Source organism: Prevotella sp. HMSC073D09, from assembly GCF_001814145.1.
GTDB classification, from domain to species: domain Bacteria; phylum Bacteroidota; class Bacteroidia; order Bacteroidales; family Bacteroidaceae; genus Prevotella; species Prevotella conceptionensis.
Window position 1 is genome coordinate 22,553 of sequence record NZ_KV815075.1, and the last position, 18,385, is coordinate 40,937.

Sequence of the window (18,385 nt, forward strand, 5' to 3'; positions counted from 1 at the left end):
GGGGTCGCGAGTTCGAGTCTCGTTTTCCGCTCAACATTCTGAATAACACTAGTTGCTGCCCAGGTGGCGGAATTGGTAGACGCGCACGTTTCAGGTGCGTGTGTTTAACAGCGTGCAGGTTCGAGTCCTGTTCTGGGCACATTTATTCAGATTGACTTATGATGGAGAGGTGGCGGAATTGGTAGACGCGCTACTTTGAGGGGGTAGTGAAAATTGCTTCGTGGGAGTTCGAGTCTCCTCCTCTTCACATTTGTATTTTTTATTTAGTGACGCGGGAATAGCTCAGTTGGTAGAGCACAACCTTGCCAAGGTTGGGGTCGCGAGTTCGAGTCTCGTTTTCCGCTCTTACAGAGAAACATATTTATCAATGAATTTATACTTAAGATATTTTGATAAGGAAACGTTAGTTGATAATGTAGAAAAAGCACTTGACTTTCTTCAATCTATCCCGGAAATAGGCATGAACATCGACTTGGAAAACGATATCCGTGACTATGTGGCTAGTGATGTGTATTATCCTAAACGTTATAAAGTTCGCCCACGAGTTTATTTCATCATCATCAAGACCGTTGCAGCTACAATGCTCGACTTTAAGCAGAAAAAGGCCGTACAACAGTTGCCCGTAAGCAATGGGTACGACAGACGCGACTTGGCTGCAACAGCTATGACGCGCCTAACAGAGGAACGACCGGGATGGTACGAAGGCGAACTAGACTTCAAACGCGTGGTGCTTGTTCCATCTACGGGCAAATACGAGTATCGCGACACCCATTTCGTGGTTCAATGCAAAGCCATGTCGGGACAAGACTGCTACGACCGCATGATAGACAACCTAAGCGAGCGCGTGGACAGACGTTCGCAATTCCCCTCACCCAAAGGAAAGAATTTTAGGTTTAGGTACTTGGGCAGATGGAAATAAACTTAATGGCCAGGGCTATATGAATAAGGTGATGCTGATAGGGAACGTTGGGAAAGACCCCGAAGTTCATTATTACGAGGCCGATACGGCTGTGGCGCAAGTTTCATTGGCCACAACCGAACGGGGCTACACGCTGCAAAACGGCACGAAAGTGCCCGACAGAACAGACTGGCACACGGTAGTGTTTTGGAAAAGCTTGGCCAAGACTGTTGAAAAATACGTGCATAAGGGCGACAAACTGTATGTTGAAGGCAAGGTGAGATACAGAAGTTACGACGACAAACAAGGCAAACGCCAATATGTAACCGAGATTTGGGCAGACAGCTTGGAAATGCTTACACCCAAAAACCTAAGCAGACAAGAGCCGCAAGCCCACGAGTCAAGTGCCCGAACGGAACAGTCGGAAGAGCAGAAAGACAATCAATTACCATTTTAACATTGTTCGTAGATTTTGGATACCTCCTTTTTCTATAATGCATTCTCAGACATATACGTACAACATCCAACGATGGGTGTTGTTTTTGCGTTTGTCTTGGCAATAGTTCTGCTTGGCGTTTCGGGCTTTGCCAGTGGTTCGGAAATTGCGTTTTTCAGCCTTTCGCCATCCGACATTTCCGAACTCGACTTGGAAAAGAGCCTTAAAGACAAAAACATCAACATGTTGCGTGAGGACTCGGAACGCACGTTGGCCACCATCCTCATCACAAACAACTTTGTGAATGTTACCATAATCATGTTGCTTAACTACGTGTTTGCCAACATCGTGCACTTTGGTCCGCGGGCCTATTGGCTGCAATTCCTCATCCTAACCATCCTCCTCACTTTCCTTTTGCTGCTCTTTGGCGAAATCATGCCCAAGGTGTTGAGCCGACAAGCCCCCTTGTTGTTCTGCCGCAGGAGTGTTGCGGGCGTGCTGTTTCTCCGAAAACTCTTTTGGCCACTCGAAACAGTGCTCCTCAAAACGGGTATGCTGGCCGAAAAAATGATGGGAAAAGAAAGTGTTACGCTAAGCGTTGACGACTTGGAACAGGCCTTGGAGCTAACCAACAAAGAAGAACTGAAAGACGAAGAGAAACTGTTGCAAGGCATCATACGTTTTGGTGACGAAACGGCTAAGGAGATAATGACCAGCCGAAAAGACATTGTGGACATCGACATCAAGTGTAATTTCAGCGAAGTGCTGGAAAGTATCAAGGAAAACAATTACAGCCGAATTCCTATATATCAAGACAACACGGACAATATAAAAGGAGTGCTGTATGTAAAAGACCTCTTGCCGCACCTAACGAAACCGCATACGTTTAGGTGGCAGAGCCTGATTAGGCCGCCATATTTCGTTCCCGAAACGAAAAAGATTGACGATTTGTTGCGCGATTTCCAAGAGAACAAAATACATATTGCCATTGTTGTAGACGAATTTGGCGGCACTAGCGGACTTGTTACGCTAGAAGACATCCTCGAAGAAATAGTTGGAGAGATTAATGACGAGTACGACGACGAGACGGAGAAGACCTATACCAAGTTGAATTACAACACGTTTATCTTCGATGGTAAAACGCTGTTGAGCGATTTGTGCAGGATACTCGAAGTGGATGACGAGGAATTTAGTGAGGTTGAAGGCGGTGCCGACACACTGGCCGGCCTTCTTCTTGAACTTAAAGGCGACTTCCCCTCGATTGGCGAACGCCTGAATTACAAGAATTACCTGTTCGAAATACTCGCCATCGAAGAGCGCCGCATAAGTAGAGTGAAGGTTGTTGTTCATCCTTAACCCCTCTCAATACGCTCTACATCAATTGTTTCTCGCCCCTACATTTCCCCTATACCCCCCCCCGCGCTCTAAGAGATTTATGCACCTGCTGTGTTTCTCTTATGTCTTTTAATACATTTAATTCCCCATTATGCCCCTTTTGCGTATAGAGCGTTTAGGCGAAGATGCCACCCTTGGACTGTGGACTTTGACCGAAGAAGAACGTTTCTTCTTCGACAACTATCCATGCCTGAACGGCTTTCGAAAGGAGATAAACACCATCGGAAGTAAACAAAGGCGCATGGAGAAACTGGCAACACGAGCCTTACTCATCGAAATGACGAAAAACACAAAACTTACTATTGAACACGACAGCAACGGAAAGCCCCTAGTTAAGGGCTATCATGTGAGCATAAGTCATACCAAGGGACTTGTGGCACTGATGCTTTCTACTACTCGCGAAGTAGCAGTAGATGTTGAATACGATAGCAACAGGGTGAGCAGAATAGCCCATAAGTTTGTCAACACCAATGAAACGATGCCCACCAACGCCCACCTTTTATTGGCATGGTGTGCCAAAGAAACCATTTTCAAATACTTTTCATCCGATAATTTGTTGTCGTCTGACATCTATTTGAAGCCTTTCAAGGTCGAAGATAATGGTACTATCGTTGGCAGAAACCTCAAAAGAAACCTTCTTGTTTCTGCTCGTTATTCTCGTTTTAATGGTTTCACGATGGTTTGCATATAAGCCAACTGCCAACTTGCACAGCAAAATAAAGCACACTTTCCCCTACCCCATCAACCGAACGATGCAGGATGTGAGGCGTTGCAACAAACGCTTTTATCCCTCATTTAAAGACAAAGCAACCCTAAAATCAAGATAAATAGTGTCAATCGTTATGTAAACTTGTATAAAATGCGTAACTTTGCGGTATAATCTAGACGAAAATGAAGAAAAGATATCTTATATTTACGCTCATCTTAGCTTGTTTATGCACCACTGGTTACGCGCAAAGAAAAAAGGCGAGAGCCACGGTTAAGCCCAAACCACAACCAGTGCAACTAAGCGCAGCCGACCTATTGTACCGCAATATGCTGGGTGCAACGGCCAAAGTGATGTTTGTTGACAGTGTTGTTGTGGAGAAATCGCGTTTCCTTTCGAGCATTCCACTGAACCCAGAGGCAGGAACACTGATGTCCTACCCCGCCTTCTTTAAGGAACATAAGTACCTGGATGGTTCTGTTTATGAGAACGAATTTAAGAACACCATCTACTATTCGGAAGGCGATTCCACACGAAGGTCGGCCATTTATACTTCCGACCGCATCGGAACAGAATGGAGCGACCCACAAAGACTCAGCGAAATAGGCGACGAATTTGAACAACAAAACTACCCTTTCCTCATGGCAGACGGCATAACCCTGTTTTTTGCAGCCAAGGGAGCCAACAGTTTGGGTGGGTACGACCTCTTTATGACGCGCAAAGACGGAGAAACGGGTAAGTTTTTTCAACCCGAAAACTACGGAATGCCGTTTAACTCTACCGCCAACGACTATCTGCTGGCCATCGACGAGATGGACAACCTGGGCTGGTTGGTGAGCGATAGGTTTCAACCCGAAGGCAAAGTGTGCATCTACACGTTTGTACCAACAGCCCAACGTCTATCGTTCAAGGAGGGCGAAGTGAGCCAACAGCAACTGGAATCGTTGGCCAAGCTAAGCAGCATCGCCCAAACATGGTCGTTTGGTAATAGGGAGCAAGCCCTAAAAAGCATCGAATCGCTCAAAGCACGTGGTGCAAAGACTGCGAAGACCACAGCTTTTCGTTTCCCCATCAACGATGCAAAAGTGTACACTTCCCTATCCGACTTCAAGACAAAGCAAGGGAAGGAACTATACATGGAACTCACCGAGTTATATAAAAAACAGGCCAAGGCCGTGCAGACACTAGAAGAGAAACGCGCCATCTACCACAAGGGACGCTACAACGAGGCCGAGGCTATTAAAGCTTTGGAGAAAAACGTTGAGCAGTTGGACGCCAAAATACACAGCACGGAGAAGGCCATCAGAAACTACGAGAACAAGTAGAACGACAGATATAACGAGGTTGTGCATGAACTCAGAAAGTTATGAACCTACGATCTCATGACTTTATAAACCCACAAAACTCATGAACTCATGACCTTACGGGCTGATAAACTGACGAACTTACAAACTCATGAACGCATAAGCTCATGAACTTACAGCCTCATTCATACCTTTAATTCATTCAATATTATGCCTAAATTCTTTGCAGAGTCTGAACTCATCATCAACGGAGACGGAAGTATTTTCCATCTCCACGTAAAGCCCGAACAACTTGCCGACAAGGTTATCTTAGTGGGCGACCCAGGAAGAGTGTCGCTCGTTGCCTCGCATTTCGACAGTAAAGAGTGCGACATCGAGAGCCGCGAGTTCCACACTATCACAGGAACCTACCACGGAAAACGTATCTCTGTGGTTAGTACGGGTATTGGATGCGACAACATTGACATCGTGCTAAACGAACTGGACGCGCTAGCCAACATCGACTTTAAAACCAGAACGGAGAAAGAACAGCTACGCCAACTTACCTTAGTGAGGATTGGAACCTGCGGCGGACTGCAAGAATACACGCCCGTTGGCACATTCATCGCTAGCGAAAAGAGCATTGGCTTTGATGGTTTGCTTAACTTTTACAGCGGTCGTAACGACGTTTGCGACCTGCCTTTCGAAGAAGCTTTCAAACAGCACATGCAATGGAACCCACAATTATGCGCGCCATACGTTATCGATGCCGACAAAGAAACCCTCGAACGAATTGCCGGCGACGAGATGGTACGAGGTGTTACCATCGCCTGCGGTGGCTTTTTCGGTCCCCAAGGCAGAGAGTTGCGCATACCACTGGCCGACCCTAAGCAAAACGAAAAGGTAGAAAGCTTTGAATACAATGGCTATCGCATCACCAATTTCGAAATGGAAAGCAGTGCATTGGCAGGTCTTGCCCGACTGATGGGACATAAAGCCGTAACCTGTTGCATGGTAATTGCCAACAGACGAGCAAAGAACGTGAATGCTAACTATAAGAACTCGATAGACGAACTAATAAAACTGGTACTCGAAAGAATTTAAAGAAATGCAAGCCCCATTAAACGACCGTCAAACAATATGTGCCTTGGCCACTTCTGCTGGCGGGGCTTTGGGCGTGATACGCGTGTCGGGTAACGATGCCATCGACATCGTAGACCGCGCCTTTAAAGCGCCCAAAGACAAAAAATTGCATGCACTACCACCACAAACAGTGCAATACGGACACATTGTAGACGAAGGAGAGCAAACCATCGACGAAGTTCTCGTTACGTGCTTTCGCGCTCCGCATTCGTACACGGGCGAAAATTCAGTGGAGATTTCGTGCCACGGCTCCGCCTATATACTAAACGAAGTGCTTAAACTACTGGTGAGATTGGGATGTCGGCAAGCGCAACCAGGCGAGTTTACACAACGTGCTTTCCTTAATGGAAAGATGGATTTGAGCCAAGCCGAGGCCGTGGCCGACCTCATTGCAGCCACCAATAGGGCCAGTGCGCAGTTGGCTTTGGGCCAACTGCGCGGCCATTTCTCTGGCGAACTCGCTGCACTTAGAGACAAGTTGCTGCACATAACGTCGCTAATTGAGCTGGAACTAGATTTCAGCGACCAAGACGTAACCTTCGCCGACCGCCAAGAATTGCAAGCCTTGGCCGAAGAAATTCGCACAAAAATAGCAACGCTCGCCACTTCGTTCGAAACAGGAAGGGCGATAAAGGCAGGCATATCGGTGGCCATCGTGGGCAAAACCAACGTTGGGAAAAGCACTTTGCTTAACCGATTGCTGAAAGAAGAACGTGCCATCGTCAGCGATATTCATGGCACTACGCGCGACGTGATTGAAGATACCATACAGATTAACGGCATCAACTTCCGCTTTATCGACACGGCAGGCATTAGAAAGACAAGCGATGAGATTGAGTCGTTGGGCATAGAACGTACTTATCAAAAGCTAACCGAGGCCGCCATTGTGCTTTGGGTGATAGACAAAGTGCCCGCATTAAGCGAAATAGAAGAGATGAACGCGCACACGCGAGGTAAGCGCCTCATTGTTGTTTCAAACAAAACCGACGCACAATCGTTTGTCTTCCCTTCTTTCTCTTGGACCGAACAGCCCACATTCGTATCCGTTTCGGCCAAGTTTAACACCAATATCGAAACCCTAGAAACTTGCATCTACAACGCGGCAAACATTCCAGAGATACACGAAAACGATGTGGTTGTTACCAACGTACGCCATTATGAGGCCCTTTCGCACGCGCTCACAAGCATCCAACGCGTCCTCGAAGGCATCGCTCTCGACCTCAGCGGCGACCTTCTTGCCGAAGACCTGCGCCAATGTCTGCATTTCCTAGCCGAGATAGCAGGGGGCAGCATCACCTCTAATGAGGTTCTTGGCAACATCTTTAAGCATTTTTGCATCGGAAAATGATTGTAATATAATCACTTTTATCTACAAAACAAAAGACATGGAAAGAACCGATTTTATTGAAAACAGAATTGATGTTGTGAAAAACATCTATACGCTATACGCTTATGCAAAGAGTGATATTGCAGAGGATAAAGAATGGGCTTTGGAACGTTTCAAACGTGGAAAATGGTTTGTGGTAGAACCATTTGGAAACACCTTGCTTTTTGCTCCAAGCCGATTTGTTGGTTACAAGAACAACACAATAGAGAAACATACAAAAAAACACGGAGATGGTACACAAACCAATTCCAAGTTTCTAGAATTAAAATTGTACAAAGAATTAGCAGATGATTTCCTATCAGAGCAATTTGAAAGTTTCATGGCAACGCTAGGAATAGAAAAAGACACCCCCAAGTTTCTTATACCTTATAATGCTAACATCAAAGATTTACAACAACAACGCAAATGCTATTTTATTTGCCCTACACATTGTCAGGGACAAAAAGAGGAGGCATGGCAAAGTTTCTTGTCTAAGAACATCATGTCAATAGGCTGGAATAGTACAGATTACACGGACTATAACATAGACAAAATTAAACAGGAATATCAAAATGACTCTGCGGCGATTAGGGCTTTCACGTTAATAAAACAAATTAACGAGGGGGACATCGTATGCTGTACAAATAACAACCATGGGTTATGGGGCATTGGAATTGCCTTATCTCAATACAAATACGAGAAACATATTCACTATGCAGGAACAGATGAAGAAGGGAATGACTCTTTCTATTCACATTATACAGATGTGGCTTGGCTGTGCTTTAACAAACAGGGGTATATACATGTTACCGAATTGGGCATAAAATCACCTGAAACGCAATGGTCGCCTTACGTAACACTGAGCAAGAAAGACGAAATTCCTCATTACATACAGGACTATTTGCTAAAAAACAACAAAAAAAAGGAAATGGTCGACAGATACGTAAAGTTGTTAGAAACGAACAAGAATCTCATCCTAACCGGTGCTCCTGGAACTGGAAAAACTTACTTGGCAAAAGGCATAGCAGAGGCAATGAACGCAGAATATGAGTTCGTTCAATTTCATCCATCATATGATTATACAGACTTTGTTGAAGGATTGCGTCCTACTCCGCCTGACGGAAATGGCAACATAGGGTTTGAAAGAAAAGATGGCGTATTCAAAGAATTTTGCAAAAAGGCAATAAAAGGCAAGAGCTGTTTCGTAGCATTAAAATCTATTTCAGACGCGATACAGGCCTTTAAAGACGAATTAAGAGAAAAAGGAAACGTCGACATCAAAAGTTTCAGAAGTAATACGATCATTAAAACTGCACTAAACGAAAATCAACTCATCTCTGTTCCTGACAAATCAGGATGGAGTATTTCAGATAGAAGAATGTCTGACTACATCGCAAACGGAGTTTGGCATCCTAATGACACATATATAAAGTCAATTGGAGACTATATAAAAGATCATTATCTTAGCAACCAACCTAACGACATTCAAAATGATCCATCAAAGAAGTTCGTCTTCATCATTGATGAAATAAATCGTGGGGAAATGTCAAAGATATTTGGAGAGCTTTTCTTCAGCATTGATCCTGCTTATCGGGGAGGAAAGGGAATGGTTAAAACGCAATATCAAAATATGATAAGCGATAAGACGGATCCGTTTTGTGAATATTTCTTTGTTCCTGAAAATGTGTACATCATCGGAACAATGAACGATATAGACAGAAGTGTTGAAAGTATGGATTTCGCCATGCGCCGACGTTTTGCATGGGAAGAAATAAAGGCTAACGAAAATACAGCAATGTTAGACGAATTTCAAGAAATGAAAGACGAAGTGGTTGAAGTAATGAGGCGTCTAAATGCCGCGATATGGGACGAAGAAACCAATACGGGCATTGAGGGGCTTAACTCGGCATATCATATTGGCGGAGCATATTTTAGCAAACTAAGCCTTTACCTAAACGAAGACCATTCAAACAAGACGGCCGCCTACATGCATCTTTGGGATAACCATCTGAAAGGGGTTCTTTTCGAGTATCTAAGAGGTACTGCCAATGCAATGGAGAATTTAGATATGTTGCAGCAGATATATTATAAGGGGAACAACAATGATGAAATTAACTGATAATGCCTCATATTCTTCAGCGCCCGACAATCTTGAAACGTTTCTATCATTGCAAAATATCGCAAATAAGAAGATATCAGACATTCTAGATGAGAATGAAAATAGCCTACTTATCTACCCTTATTCATTCGACAAGTGCGAGGATAGCATTGGTCAGCAATACCTTCTGTCACTACAAACTCATTGGAAAGGGAAACAATGCACCAAAGCCACCTTGCAAACAGGCAACACAATAGGCTTTATTAGTGCCAACGGACACGCTATTTCCATCCATTCACGCTTTTCTCCAAAAGCAGAAGAAGACTTTTTCTTGCATTATATGCTTCAAAAAGTTTTGTCTATAAACATCGTCAATCTTTCACACAGTACAACGGATGAGCCCACATTCAACTTTCTACTGTACCTATTCCCAAAACTTCTCAACGATGCATTAATGCAAGGAATATACAAAGAATATCAACGAAATGAATATAACGACGCCAATCTGCGGGGCAAAATAGACATTAGCAGACATCTAAAAAGGAATTTGCCTTTTAATGGGCGTGTTGCATACCGCACACGAGAGTTTAGTCATGATAATCATGTAACCCAATTGATACGTCACACAATTGACTATATCAGCAAAAGCAAATTAGGAAAGGAGGTATTAGAAAACAACGCAGAGACTCGCACATGCGTAGCACAAATCATTGCTGCAACGCCACGCTACAATAAACAGGAAAGAGAAAAGGTTATAAAAAGCAATTCAAAAACCATAAGCCACCCTTATTACTCTCGTTATACGCCTCTTCAAAAACTATGCCTACGAATATTGAGGAATGAGAAAGTAAAGTATGGGGTACAGGATAATAAAATACATGGTGTAGTGTTCGATGCATCCTATCTATGGGAGGAGTATATTGCCACCATTCTTACAAAAGAAGGCTTTAAACATCCCAACAACAAAAAAGGGTCTGGCCGCATTTATCTGGCTAAAAACAAAAAGATTCCACGCTATCCAGACTTTTATAGGGAACAAGATAGCATCGTTATTGATGCAAAATATAAGTGGGACGCCAACCGAGATGATACACATCAAATGATCAGCTACATGTATCGACTGAAAGGAAGACGTGGAATATTCATTCATCCAAGTCATACTAATGGCCAAGAAGTATCTTATTTACTAGGTCATGGAGAAGAGAATAGTGCCGAACTACAAACATATCATTATTCCATACCCCAGACGGCAAGTGACTACAGCAAGTTTACAGCAGACATGAAGTATTCGGAAGTAGCACTTAAATCGCAATTCCAACTTAAAATATAGTTATGGGAGAGGTGAACCTATATACATTCCACTCTTCTTAACTGAAATAACAGGGGACAGTATATGCCTATCAGAACCTTCTCCAACAAGGAATTGGCCTTTTGGAGAAGGCTCGTTTAAAACACGTAAGCTACTTAATAAATCTCTTCTAACGCCCCTGTTTCGGAATCAATGATAAACCCACGAACCACAACATCTTTTGGAACTAGCGGATGAGTTTTGATGGTATCTACGGTTTTGCGCACAGAAGTATGCGTATCTTTAAAACCTTCAAGCCAAGAGTTGAGGTCTATTCCACATTTACGGATGGTGTTTAGCGTCTCGTCTGTTATGCCACGGGCAATCATTTCGTGGTGAAAGTGGTCGTAGTTCATGTGGCAAGCACCGCAATGCGAGTGAGCCACCACCATGATTTCTTTCACACCCAGTTCGTAAATGGCCACAATAAGACTTCGCATGGCCGAATCGAAGGCAGAAATAACCAAGCCTCCTGCATTCTTGATAATCTTTGCATCACCGTTTTTTAGTCCCAATGCTGCGGGAAGAAGTTCGGTAAGTCTTGTGTCCATGCAAGAAAGCACAGCCAATTTCTTGTCTGGATACTTATCCGTGATATACTTTTCGTAGCCTTTTTGCGCCACAAAAGTCTTGTTGTGGTTCATAATCTGGTCTATCATAACCTAGGTATTTAGTGTTGAAACTTGTTTATTTCATTAAATGCTTAAAGCGCTTGCAATAAAATTGCGAATGCTAATTTACAACATTTTCCCCTACCTTATGCTAAGTTGGCATAAATAACTGCCCATCTACAAAGTATTATTAACAATTCAAAGACCATTCCATGCAGGTGCATACAGCAATTACAACGTGCCAAGAGTTGTTTTTGCTTTACCTTGAAAGCTTAGGCTAAGGATGCGACACAAAAACAAGAGCAGTTTCAGATACATTATGCAAGAAGGTGGATTTCAGATAATTTACTGTAACTTTGCATTAGCAAAGAACAAACTCACGTCAAAGAACGCCAATCAACTTCGATGACGTAACGTTTAAAAATAAAATAGATAAACAATAGATTATGACTAAGGTATTTGTAATGTCAACCTGTCCGGATTGCGTTCAGGTAAAGGCACAACTGGCGGATAATCCTGCCTACGAATTGATAGATATTGGTGAACACGTAAGAAACTTAAAGCAATTCTTGGCCCTTCGCGACAACAACCCTGCGTTTGCCGAGGTTAAACAACATGGTAGCGTTGGTATTCCGTGCTTTTTGCTGGAAAACGGAAACGTGCAGTTTGCCTTAGACGACATAAAGATAGAAGACGCTCAGGAAGGTGCCGCTTGCAGCCTTGACGGAAAGGGATGTTAAAACAGACGGCTTATGTTAGACCATATTGCAGATTTTACAGCATGGCCCATACTGACGGGTTTCTTGATTGGCTACATTGCCAATCGCATCATGAGCGGCGAAGGAAAAGGCTGCTGCATGAACTTTGTCGTAGGCGTTGTGGGTAGCTATGCTGGTACGCTTATCAGTCATTTGTTGAACATTGAATTGTTTGGCAGAGGTTATCTCACCAACTTCGTTTTCTGCGTACTTGGGGCTGTGACCGTACTATGGATTTGGAAGAAAATATTTAACTAGAACGATGAAAGAGTTTCCATTATCTTTCGTTCTTGTTTACTTCATTATCGTCAACGTGTTGGGCTTAGTTCTGTTTGGCATAGACAAATGGAAGGCCCAACATGCCCAATGGCGCATTTCCGAACCCACACTTTTAACTGTTGCCGCCATTGGAGGTAGCATTGGTTCATGGCTTGGCATGAAGGTATGGCACCATAAAACGCTTCACAAAAAGTTTAAGTATGGCATTCCCTTGATAATGATGGCTCAATTCGCCTTATTGCTGTTTGCCTTATATAAGGCAAACAGCGTATAGCTAATAACATTCCCCTCCCCAGTTCGAGTACATAAAACTTACATTTCATATTGGTATGAAGACCATCCAGAGATGATTTAAATCAAGGATACCATCCCTTTAATGGCGTTGTTCTCATCGAAAATGATCTTGCCACTTACTTCAAACCGCCGATACGTTTCTTCCAATCCTCCAAAGTTATCTTGGTAAAATGCTCTGTTCGAAAGTCGTTCATCAATGGAACAGGCTTGTTTTCTTCTGTATGGCTGTAAATGAACCCACATTTCTCTTGTGCTCGTTTTGATTTCTCGTTACCATCATAGTACCCACACCAAACCGTAGTTTGCTGTAAGTTTTCAAAAGCATATCGAAGTAATTCGTTTACCCCTTCTGGTATTAGGCCTTGTCCCCAATAGGGTTCACCAATCCAATAACCAATCTCACACTCGTTGTCTGCCATCCTTGCGCTATGGATTTCACTTTTTGCGGTCATTATGCCAATGCTGCCAACAACTTCGCCCGTTTCTTTTAGTACAACTGCAAAGGTTTCTGGAGCAGAGAGTACGTTCTTTATGATCTCACGACTGTTCTCTACGCTGGTATGTGGTGGCCACCCTGCAATGGGACCAACGTTAGGATTACTCGCATACTTATAAAGTGATTCTGCATCACTTTCCTGCCATGGCCTTAAAATCAGGCGTTTTGTTTGTAATTCCATTTCTCTTTATATTATATCTACTGTAATAACTCTGTATGTAAAAGAATTGACTGTGATACGGACATGTGCCGCATCGTTGGTAATATAATTATTCTTTCTTCTTAAAATGCACATCCTTTGTAGGCTCAAAAACTCTTTCTTTTAGTTCCGTTGCACACTACCTAATGGTTTTTGCTGCCGCATCAATGACAATGTGGCTGTTTAACCATTCGTGATACGCACTTCTCTCAATGTCGTCCCATGTTGGCAGTTTCTTACATCGTCTCCCTAAAAAAGTCGAGAGCCTCTTTTATCTCGTCCCTTGTAGCGGTTTGATTGATAATTGGCTTACCGATGTCTTCTAAAAGCGTGAAGTTTATGCCTGCTGATATATTTTTCTTATCGTGTTGCATCAGTTCAATAAGGTCGTCGTAGTCGTTGCACGATAGCGGAAACGTACCATAATAGCTACGAATAAACTGCACCGTTTGGCGCATTTTGCTTGTAGGAAAGTTTGTTTTAAACGTCGACAGGTACAGCTCGCACACCAAACCGAAGGCCACCGCATAGCCATGCAATATAGGTTGGCCTCTATGTAGAGCCATCGACTCGAATGCGTGACCCACGGTATGCCCAAGATTCAGAGCCTTTCTCAGCCCCTGCTCGTGGGGATCTTTTGCAACCACCTCCTCTTTCACCCTTACCGATTGGGCCACCATCTGCTGCAATCGTCCCCAATTGGGCTCTCCAAGGTCGAAATTCAACAGTTCAGCCCACATCCGTTCGTTGCTTATCAAGCCATGTTTCAGCATTTCGGCATAACCCGAACGCGTGTTCTTGTCGTCAAGCGTATCGAGAAACAACGTATTAAGCAGAACAAACCGGGCATTACAAAACGCGCCAATCTCGTTTTTCAGTCCGTTAAAGTTAATACCTGTTTTACCTCCCACGGCTGCATCCACCATAGCCAACAGCGTTGTTGGGATATTGATAAAGTTAATGCCCCTTTTAAAAGTGGCCGCAGCAAATCCTCCCAAGTCCGTCACCATTCCTCCGCCAAGGTTTATCAGACACGAGCGGCGTGTTCCGTCTTGTTCGCTCAACATTTCCCACACCGTCGAAAGCGTTGCGATGTTCTTATGCTCGTCTGTCGAAGGAATGGTTATCAACTTAGCCCCTTTCACGCAATCAAATCCTTCTATCTTTGGCCAACAATGTTCTCTTGTTGTCTTGTCTGTTAGCACAAACAGCTTATCGGGCGCGCAAACGTCGATGGCGTGCGCCAAATCTCGCTCCAAATTGTCTGAAATAAGAACTTCTTGCATCATGTCCATGTTAGGTTTATTGTTCTCACAAAGTTAAAACAAACCGCCAAACCAGCAAAATTTCATTGTGGAAATTTCGTTTAACCCATTAAACCCTTTTTCCTTTTCATCGTCACATACGTAAAGCGGCACTCAAAAGTGAGGCTTTGCCGCGCTTAACATGGCTAGTATCTGGGTAAGCAAGGAAAACTTGCAAGCCTTGGCAACCTGTTAACTCGTTAACTCATCAGCTTGTCAACCGATAAACTTGTCAACTCGTTATCTTGTTAACTTGTCAACTCGTCAACAGGTCAACTGGTTAACTCGCCAACTAATAAAAACAAAAGACGTAGCCACCCCAAGCGCCTTAAAAGAAATTTGGTTTATGAATAAATATTGTTTAGTTATCTTGTTATGCTTTGTTGCAGCGGTTACAAAGGCACAAGAACGTAAGATTAGCGGCACGCTTACCGACCGCGACACCCACGAACCCGTTACACAAACTACGGTTCAACTGTTAAAATCAGACAGCACTTTTGTTGTTGGAGCTATCTCTAACGAGAAAGGCGAGTTCGCATTAAGCGCGCCCGCCGATGGCAATTACCTGCTCAAAATATCGAGTGTGGGTTATATCTCCTATTTTAAGAAACTGCACATCGACGGTAAAGACATGGCTTTGGGCCAAATTGTGATGAATGGCGATGCCATTATGCTTAAAGGAGCCACTGTTACAGGGCAAGCCGTGAAGGTAACGGTGCGCGAAGACACCTTTGTTTACAACTCGGCTGCATTCCGAACGCCCGAAGGTTCTACCATAGAAGAGTTGGTTAAGCGTCTACCAGGCGCGCAAATAAGCGATGACGGCAAGATAACCATCAATGGTAAGGAGGTGAAAAAGATTTTGGTAGACGGTAAAGAGTTTATGACGGGCGACACCAAAACGGCCTTAAAGAACCTGCCAACCTCTATTGTAGACAAGATTAAGTCGTACGACGAGCGCAGCGACCTCGCTCGTGTCTCTGGTATCGACGACGGCGACGAGCAAACTGTACTCGATTTCGGCATTAAGAAAGGCATGAACAAGGGTGTTTTCTCTAATGCCGACCTCGCTCTTGGCACCGAATCGCGGTATGCCAACCGACTTATGGGGGCCTTTTTCAAGGACGATTATCGTGCGATGCTTTTCGCCAATGCCAACAACACCAACGACATGGGGTTTCCTGGTGGCGGTGGTAGGGGCAACTTTGGCCGCAATCGCAATGGACTTAACGCCTCGAAGATGGTTGGAACAAACTTTAACTATGAAAAGAAAAACAAGTTAAAGATTGATTGGAGCGTACGTTGGAACCACTCTGACGGCGATGTGCAAAGCAAAGTGGCAACAGAAAACTTTGTAAGTACGGCCGCCTCGTTTTCCAATAGCCTTAACCAGAGCTACACACGTGGCAACCAATGGAACGCTCGCGGGCGTTTAGAGTGGCAACCCGACACACTAACCAACATCATGTTCCGCCCTTCGTTCAGCTATTCCACAAGCGACGGCACTTCGTCTAGCACCTCAGCCGCCTACAAAGACAACCCCTACAACTACGTTTCCGACCCACTTTCCCAGTCGGCCATGGCCCAATTGGCGGCTCAAAACTTGATGGTGAACTCCCACTCGCAAAACAATATCAGCTATACACAGAACAAAAAGGCGGGCGGAATGTTACAACTGAACCGCCGATTAAGTGCAAACGGACGAAATGTTACTCTCCGTGCCGACGTTGATTATGAGGACACCGACACCAAATCGCTCGCTTTAACCGACGTGCATCTTTTCCAATTGAAGAATAAGGCAGGACAAGACTCCGTTTACCAAACCAACCGCTACAACCTCACGCCCACAACAGCATGGAGTTACAGCCTACAAGCCACTTATAGCGAACCTCTTTGGCGAGGCACTTTCTTGCAATTCAGGTACAAATACGGTTACAGTCGCACCACGAGCAACCGCTCTACGTTCGATTTCAGCAACCTTGGCGAAGGCTTTTTCTCATCCTTATCGCCGCTTTATCGTGGTTGGAACAGCTATCTTTCCTTGCTTACCAACCCCTACGAGAGTTATCTGGACCAGCGATTGAGCCGCTCTTCGGCCTACACCAACTACACACACGAGCTAGAAATGATGATTCGTTTTGTGGGAAAGAGTCATAAATTCAATGCCGGCTTTATGGTTCAGCCCCAATCGTCGCACTTCACGCAAACCTATCTGGGCCAAAATGCCGACACCACGCGCCACGTTTTCAACGTTTCGCCCACACTCGAACTGCGCTATAAGTTCAGCGATGTAAGCCAATTGCGCGTCAACTACCGCGGAACTACTTCGCAACCAGCAATGTCAGACTTGCTAGACATCGTAGACGACAGCGACCCTTTGAACATACACAGGGGAAATCCAGGCCTCAAGCCCTCGTTCACCAACTCACTTCGTTTCTTTTATAACACCTATAAGGAGCGTAGACAGCAGGCCTTCATGTCGTTTTTAGATTATAGCAACACGCGAAACGCTGTGAGCAACCGCGTAACCTACAACGAAAAAACGGGTGGAAGAACCACGCAACCCGAAAACATTAATGGCAATTGGAATGTAAATGCAGGGTTAATGTTCAACACGGCCATCGACTCGGCTGGTGTTTTCAACTTCAACACTTTCAGCAACCTGGGTTATAACAATTACGTAGGCTACGTTAGCCTTAATTCAACATCAGGTTCACAGCGTAACGTTACGCGTTCGCTAAGTGTTTCAGAACGATTAGCCACAAGTTACCGCAACAGTTGGTTAGAGTTGGAGCTGGATGGTTCGTTTACGTACGCCCATTCAAAGAACCAGCTGCAATTGCAAAACAAACTCAACACTTGGCAGTTTGCATACGGCGCCACACTCAACTTCACTCTTCCGTGGGGCATGCAGCTGTCTACCGACCTACATCAAAACAGTCGTTGTGGATATGCCGACCGCGCCCTTAACACCAACGAACTGGTGTGGAATGCCCAACTTTCACAAAGTTTCCTCAAAGGCAGTCCGCTCAGCGTGAGCCTTCAATTCTACGACTTGCTACGCCAACAGAGCAACTTTTCGCGTTCCATCAACGCTTATCAGCGCACCGACACCGAGTATAACAGCATCAACAGCTACGCCATGCTGCATGTGGTTTATCGTTTTAACCTCTTCGGTGGCAAAGATGCTCGTCAGCAGATGCGCAATCACAGGCCCAACAACGACGGCGATGGGCCTATCGGTCCTCCACCTGGCGGCACTCCTCCTGGCGGAAAGCGTCCTTTTGGCAGCGGTCGCCCTATGGGTGGAGGGTTTTAAGCCCACATTAAACCCACCTATAACCACAATCCAACACACTCAACAGCCTCACCCCCTCCTCCCCCTTCAAGGGGAGAGGGGGCGAGTTTTCCATAATGCTGTCCCCATTGGCTGTGAGCAGCCCTCCCTGCAACCGCTCTCACTGGCGCCTGTAAGCGTATGTACTTTTCTCGCCGTTGAACACACACGCGTATGCAGCACAATCTTTTTGTATAGTTTTTAGTGAGAAATTTAACATTATGAGTGCCCTTTCTGTCCACCAATCGCTCACCTTGCCGCAAAAAATCGATTCTCGCGAAGGTTTGTTTTATGCAAAAAGGGGGTAGTTGTAAATGCAGGTAAAATGAATTTATATTCCAAAAAGCCGCCGTTTGGACCAGTTTTGGGGCCATTTGCGGCTAAATGTACTGCAATTTGCTGCTAAACGCAGTGCAATATGCCGCTAAATGCAG

General features: G+C 44.6%; 16 protein-coding genes and 3 tRNA genes. 16 read left to right on the forward strand and 3 right to left on the reverse strand.

The features are described 5' to 3' along the window. Window positions 1–57 precede the first annotated feature (57 nt). From HMPREF2955_RS05085 to HMPREF2955_RS05140, 12 genes are all read left to right on the forward strand, one after another. Window positions 58–139 (forward strand) — tRNA-Leu (locus tag HMPREF2955_RS05085). Window positions 140–163: 24 nt separating this feature from the next. Continuing rightward, window positions 164–247: transfer RNA gene (locus HMPREF2955_RS05090), tRNA-Leu, on the forward strand. 24 nt (window positions 248–271) lie between these two features. Beyond that, window positions 272–344: transfer RNA gene (locus tag HMPREF2955_RS05095), tRNA-Gly, on the forward strand. A gap of 23 nt (window positions 345–367) precedes the next feature. Next, entirely contained in the window at window positions 368–919 is a 552-nt protein-coding gene (locus HMPREF2955_RS05100) for a hypothetical protein (RefSeq protein WP_044260960.1), read from the forward strand. Window positions 920–938: 19 nt separating this feature from the next. Next, entirely contained in the window at window positions 939–1,355 is a 417-nt protein-coding gene (locus tag HMPREF2955_RS05105) for a single-stranded DNA-binding protein (RefSeq protein ID WP_070721567.1), read from the forward strand. A gap of 72 nt (window positions 1,356–1,427) precedes the next feature. Then, complete coding sequence (gene gldE, locus HMPREF2955_RS05110) at window positions 1,428–2,690, forward strand: gliding motility-associated protein GldE (protein ID WP_070721568.1); 1,263 nt, start codon at window positions 1,428–1,430, stop codon at window positions 2,688–2,690. 130 nt (window positions 2,691–2,820) lie between these two features. After that, complete coding sequence (locus HMPREF2955_RS05115; RefSeq protein ID WP_070721571.1) at window positions 2,821–3,420, forward strand: 4'-phosphopantetheinyl transferase family protein; 600 nt, start codon at window positions 2,821–2,823, stop codon at window positions 3,418–3,420. Window positions 3,421–3,620: 200 nt separating this feature from the next. Then, entirely contained in the window at window positions 3,621–4,760 is a 1,140-nt protein-coding gene (locus tag HMPREF2955_RS05120; protein WP_070721573.1) for a hypothetical protein, read from the forward strand. 189 nt (window positions 4,761–4,949) lie between these two features. Further along, window positions 4,950–5,822 carry a nucleoside phosphorylase gene (locus tag HMPREF2955_RS05125; RefSeq protein ID WP_019188971.1) on the forward strand — a complete coding sequence of 291 codons (873 nt, stop codon included), beginning with the start codon at window positions 4,950–4,952 and terminating at the stop codon, window positions 5,820–5,822. 4 nt (window positions 5,823–5,826) lie between these two features. Continuing rightward, complete coding sequence (gene mnmE / locus HMPREF2955_RS05130) at window positions 5,827–7,209, forward strand: tRNA uridine-5-carboxymethylaminomethyl(34) synthesis GTPase MnmE (protein WP_070721575.1); 1,383 nt, start codon at window positions 5,827–5,829, stop codon at window positions 7,207–7,209. Window positions 7,210–7,246: 37 nt separating this feature from the next. After that, window positions 7,247–9,346 carry an McrB family protein gene (locus HMPREF2955_RS05135; RefSeq protein WP_070721578.1) on the forward strand — a complete coding sequence of 700 codons (2,100 nt, stop codon included), beginning with the start codon at window positions 7,247–7,249 and terminating at the stop codon, window positions 9,344–9,346. Beyond that, window positions 9,330–10,655 carry an McrC family protein gene (locus HMPREF2955_RS05140; RefSeq protein WP_070721579.1) on the forward strand — a complete coding sequence of 442 codons (1,326 nt, stop codon included), beginning with the start codon at window positions 9,330–9,332 and terminating at the stop codon, window positions 10,653–10,655. Before HMPREF2955_RS05135 ends, HMPREF2955_RS05140 begins: the two co-directional genes overlap by 17 nt. 134 nt (window positions 10,656–10,789) lie before the next feature. Here HMPREF2955_RS05140 and HMPREF2955_RS05145 read toward each other — a convergent pair whose 3' ends face one another. Beyond that, the gene (locus HMPREF2955_RS05145; protein ID WP_070721581.1) at window positions 10,790–11,332 is read right to left on the reverse strand and encodes a beta-class carbonic anhydrase; all 543 of its coding nucleotides are present in this window, start codon (window positions 11,330–11,332) and stop codon (window positions 10,790–10,792) included. A 398-nt stretch (window positions 11,333–11,730) separates the two neighbouring features. Between HMPREF2955_RS05145 and HMPREF2955_RS05150 the strand changes: the two genes are divergently transcribed. Genes HMPREF2955_RS05150 through HMPREF2955_RS05160 form a run of 3 tightly spaced genes read left to right on the forward strand, consistent with a single transcriptional unit; the run spans window position 11,731 to window position 12,595 of the window. Next, a complete protein-coding gene (locus HMPREF2955_RS05150; RefSeq protein WP_070721582.1) occupies window positions 11,731–12,024 on the forward strand; it encodes a hypothetical protein in 294 nt (97 codons plus the stop codon). Between the two features lie 12 nt (window positions 12,025–12,036). Continuing rightward, window positions 12,037–12,300, forward strand: coding sequence for a GlsB/YeaQ/YmgE family stress response membrane protein (locus HMPREF2955_RS05155; RefSeq protein WP_070721584.1), 264 nt, complete (start codon window positions 12,037–12,039; stop codon window positions 12,298–12,300). A gap of 4 nt (window positions 12,301–12,304) precedes the next feature. Beyond that, a complete protein-coding gene (locus HMPREF2955_RS05160) occupies window positions 12,305–12,595 on the forward strand; it encodes a DUF1294 domain-containing protein (protein WP_070721587.1) in 291 nt (96 codons plus the stop codon). Window positions 12,596–12,731: 136 nt separating this feature from the next. Here HMPREF2955_RS05160 and HMPREF2955_RS05165 read toward each other — a convergent pair whose 3' ends face one another. Both HMPREF2955_RS05165 and aroB read right to left on the reverse strand, forming a co-directional pair. Next, window positions 12,732–13,292 (reverse strand): GNAT family N-acetyltransferase, encoded by a 561-nt coding sequence (locus HMPREF2955_RS05165; RefSeq protein ID WP_070721589.1) that lies wholly within the window; start codon window positions 13,290–13,292, stop codon window positions 12,732–12,734. A 254-nt stretch (window positions 13,293–13,546) separates the two neighbouring features. Beyond that, window positions 13,547–14,599 carry a 3-dehydroquinate synthase gene (gene aroB, locus HMPREF2955_RS05170; protein WP_070721623.1) on the reverse strand — a complete coding sequence of 351 codons (1,053 nt, stop codon included), beginning with the start codon at window positions 14,597–14,599 and terminating at the stop codon, window positions 13,547–13,549. A gap of 361 nt (window positions 14,600–14,960) precedes the next feature. Between aroB and HMPREF2955_RS05175 the strand changes: the two genes are divergently transcribed. Further along, the gene (locus HMPREF2955_RS05175; protein ID WP_070721590.1) at window positions 14,961–17,933 is read left to right on the forward strand and encodes an outer membrane beta-barrel protein; all 2,973 of its coding nucleotides are present in this window, start codon (window positions 14,961–14,963) and stop codon (window positions 17,931–17,933) included. The last annotated feature ends 452 nt before the right edge of the window (window positions 17,934–18,385 follow it).

Bases quoted from the DNA above. Each gene is read 5' to 3' on its own strand.
- HMPREF2955_RS05115 (WP_070721571.1), top strand. From the start codon at position 2,821: ATGCCCCTTTTGCGTATAGAGCGTTTAGGCGAAGATGCCACCCTTGGA.
- HMPREF2955_RS05165 (WP_070721589.1), bottom strand. From the start codon at position 13,292: ATGGAATTACAAACAAAACGCCTGATTTTAAGGCCATGGCAGGAAAGT.
- HMPREF2955_RS05160 (WP_070721587.1), top strand. From the start codon at position 12,305: ATGAAAGAGTTTCCATTATCTTTCGTTCTTGTTTACTTCATTATCGTC.
- HMPREF2955_RS05135 (WP_070721578.1), top strand. From the start codon at position 7,247: ATGGAAAGAACCGATTTTATTGAAAACAGAATTGATGTTGTGAAAAAC.
- HMPREF2955_RS05125 (WP_019188971.1), top strand. From the start codon at position 4,950: ATGCCTAAATTCTTTGCAGAGTCTGAACTCATCATCAACGGAGACGGA.
- HMPREF2955_RS05145 (WP_070721581.1), bottom strand. From the start codon at position 11,332: ATGATAGACCAGATTATGAACCACAACAAGACTTTTGTGGCGCAAAAA.
- aroB (WP_070721623.1), bottom strand. From the start codon at position 14,599: ATGATGCAAGAAGTTCTTATTTCAGACAATTTGGAGCGAGATTTGGCG.
- HMPREF2955_RS05150 (WP_070721582.1), top strand. From the start codon at position 11,731: ATGACTAAGGTATTTGTAATGTCAACCTGTCCGGATTGCGTTCAGGTA.
- HMPREF2955_RS05100 (WP_044260960.1), top strand. From the start codon at position 368: ATGAATTTATACTTAAGATATTTTGATAAGGAAACGTTAGTTGATAAT.
- HMPREF2955_RS05120 (WP_070721573.1), top strand. From the start codon at position 3,621: ATGAAGAAAAGATATCTTATATTTACGCTCATCTTAGCTTGTTTATGC.
- HMPREF2955_RS05140 (WP_070721579.1), top strand. From the start codon at position 9,330: ATGATGAAATTAACTGATAATGCCTCATATTCTTCAGCGCCCGACAAT.
- HMPREF2955_RS05105 (WP_070721567.1), top strand. From the start codon at position 939: ATGAATAAGGTGATGCTGATAGGGAACGTTGGGAAAGACCCCGAAGTT.
- gldE (WP_070721568.1), top strand. From the start codon at position 1,428: ATGGGTGTTGTTTTTGCGTTTGTCTTGGCAATAGTTCTGCTTGGCGTT.
- HMPREF2955_RS05175 (WP_070721590.1), top strand. From the start codon at position 14,961: ATGAATAAATATTGTTTAGTTATCTTGTTATGCTTTGTTGCAGCGGTT.
- HMPREF2955_RS05155 (WP_070721584.1), top strand. From the start codon at position 12,037: ATGTTAGACCATATTGCAGATTTTACAGCATGGCCCATACTGACGGGT.
- mnmE (WP_070721575.1), top strand. From the start codon at position 5,827: ATGCAAGCCCCATTAAACGACCGTCAAACAATATGTGCCTTGGCCACT.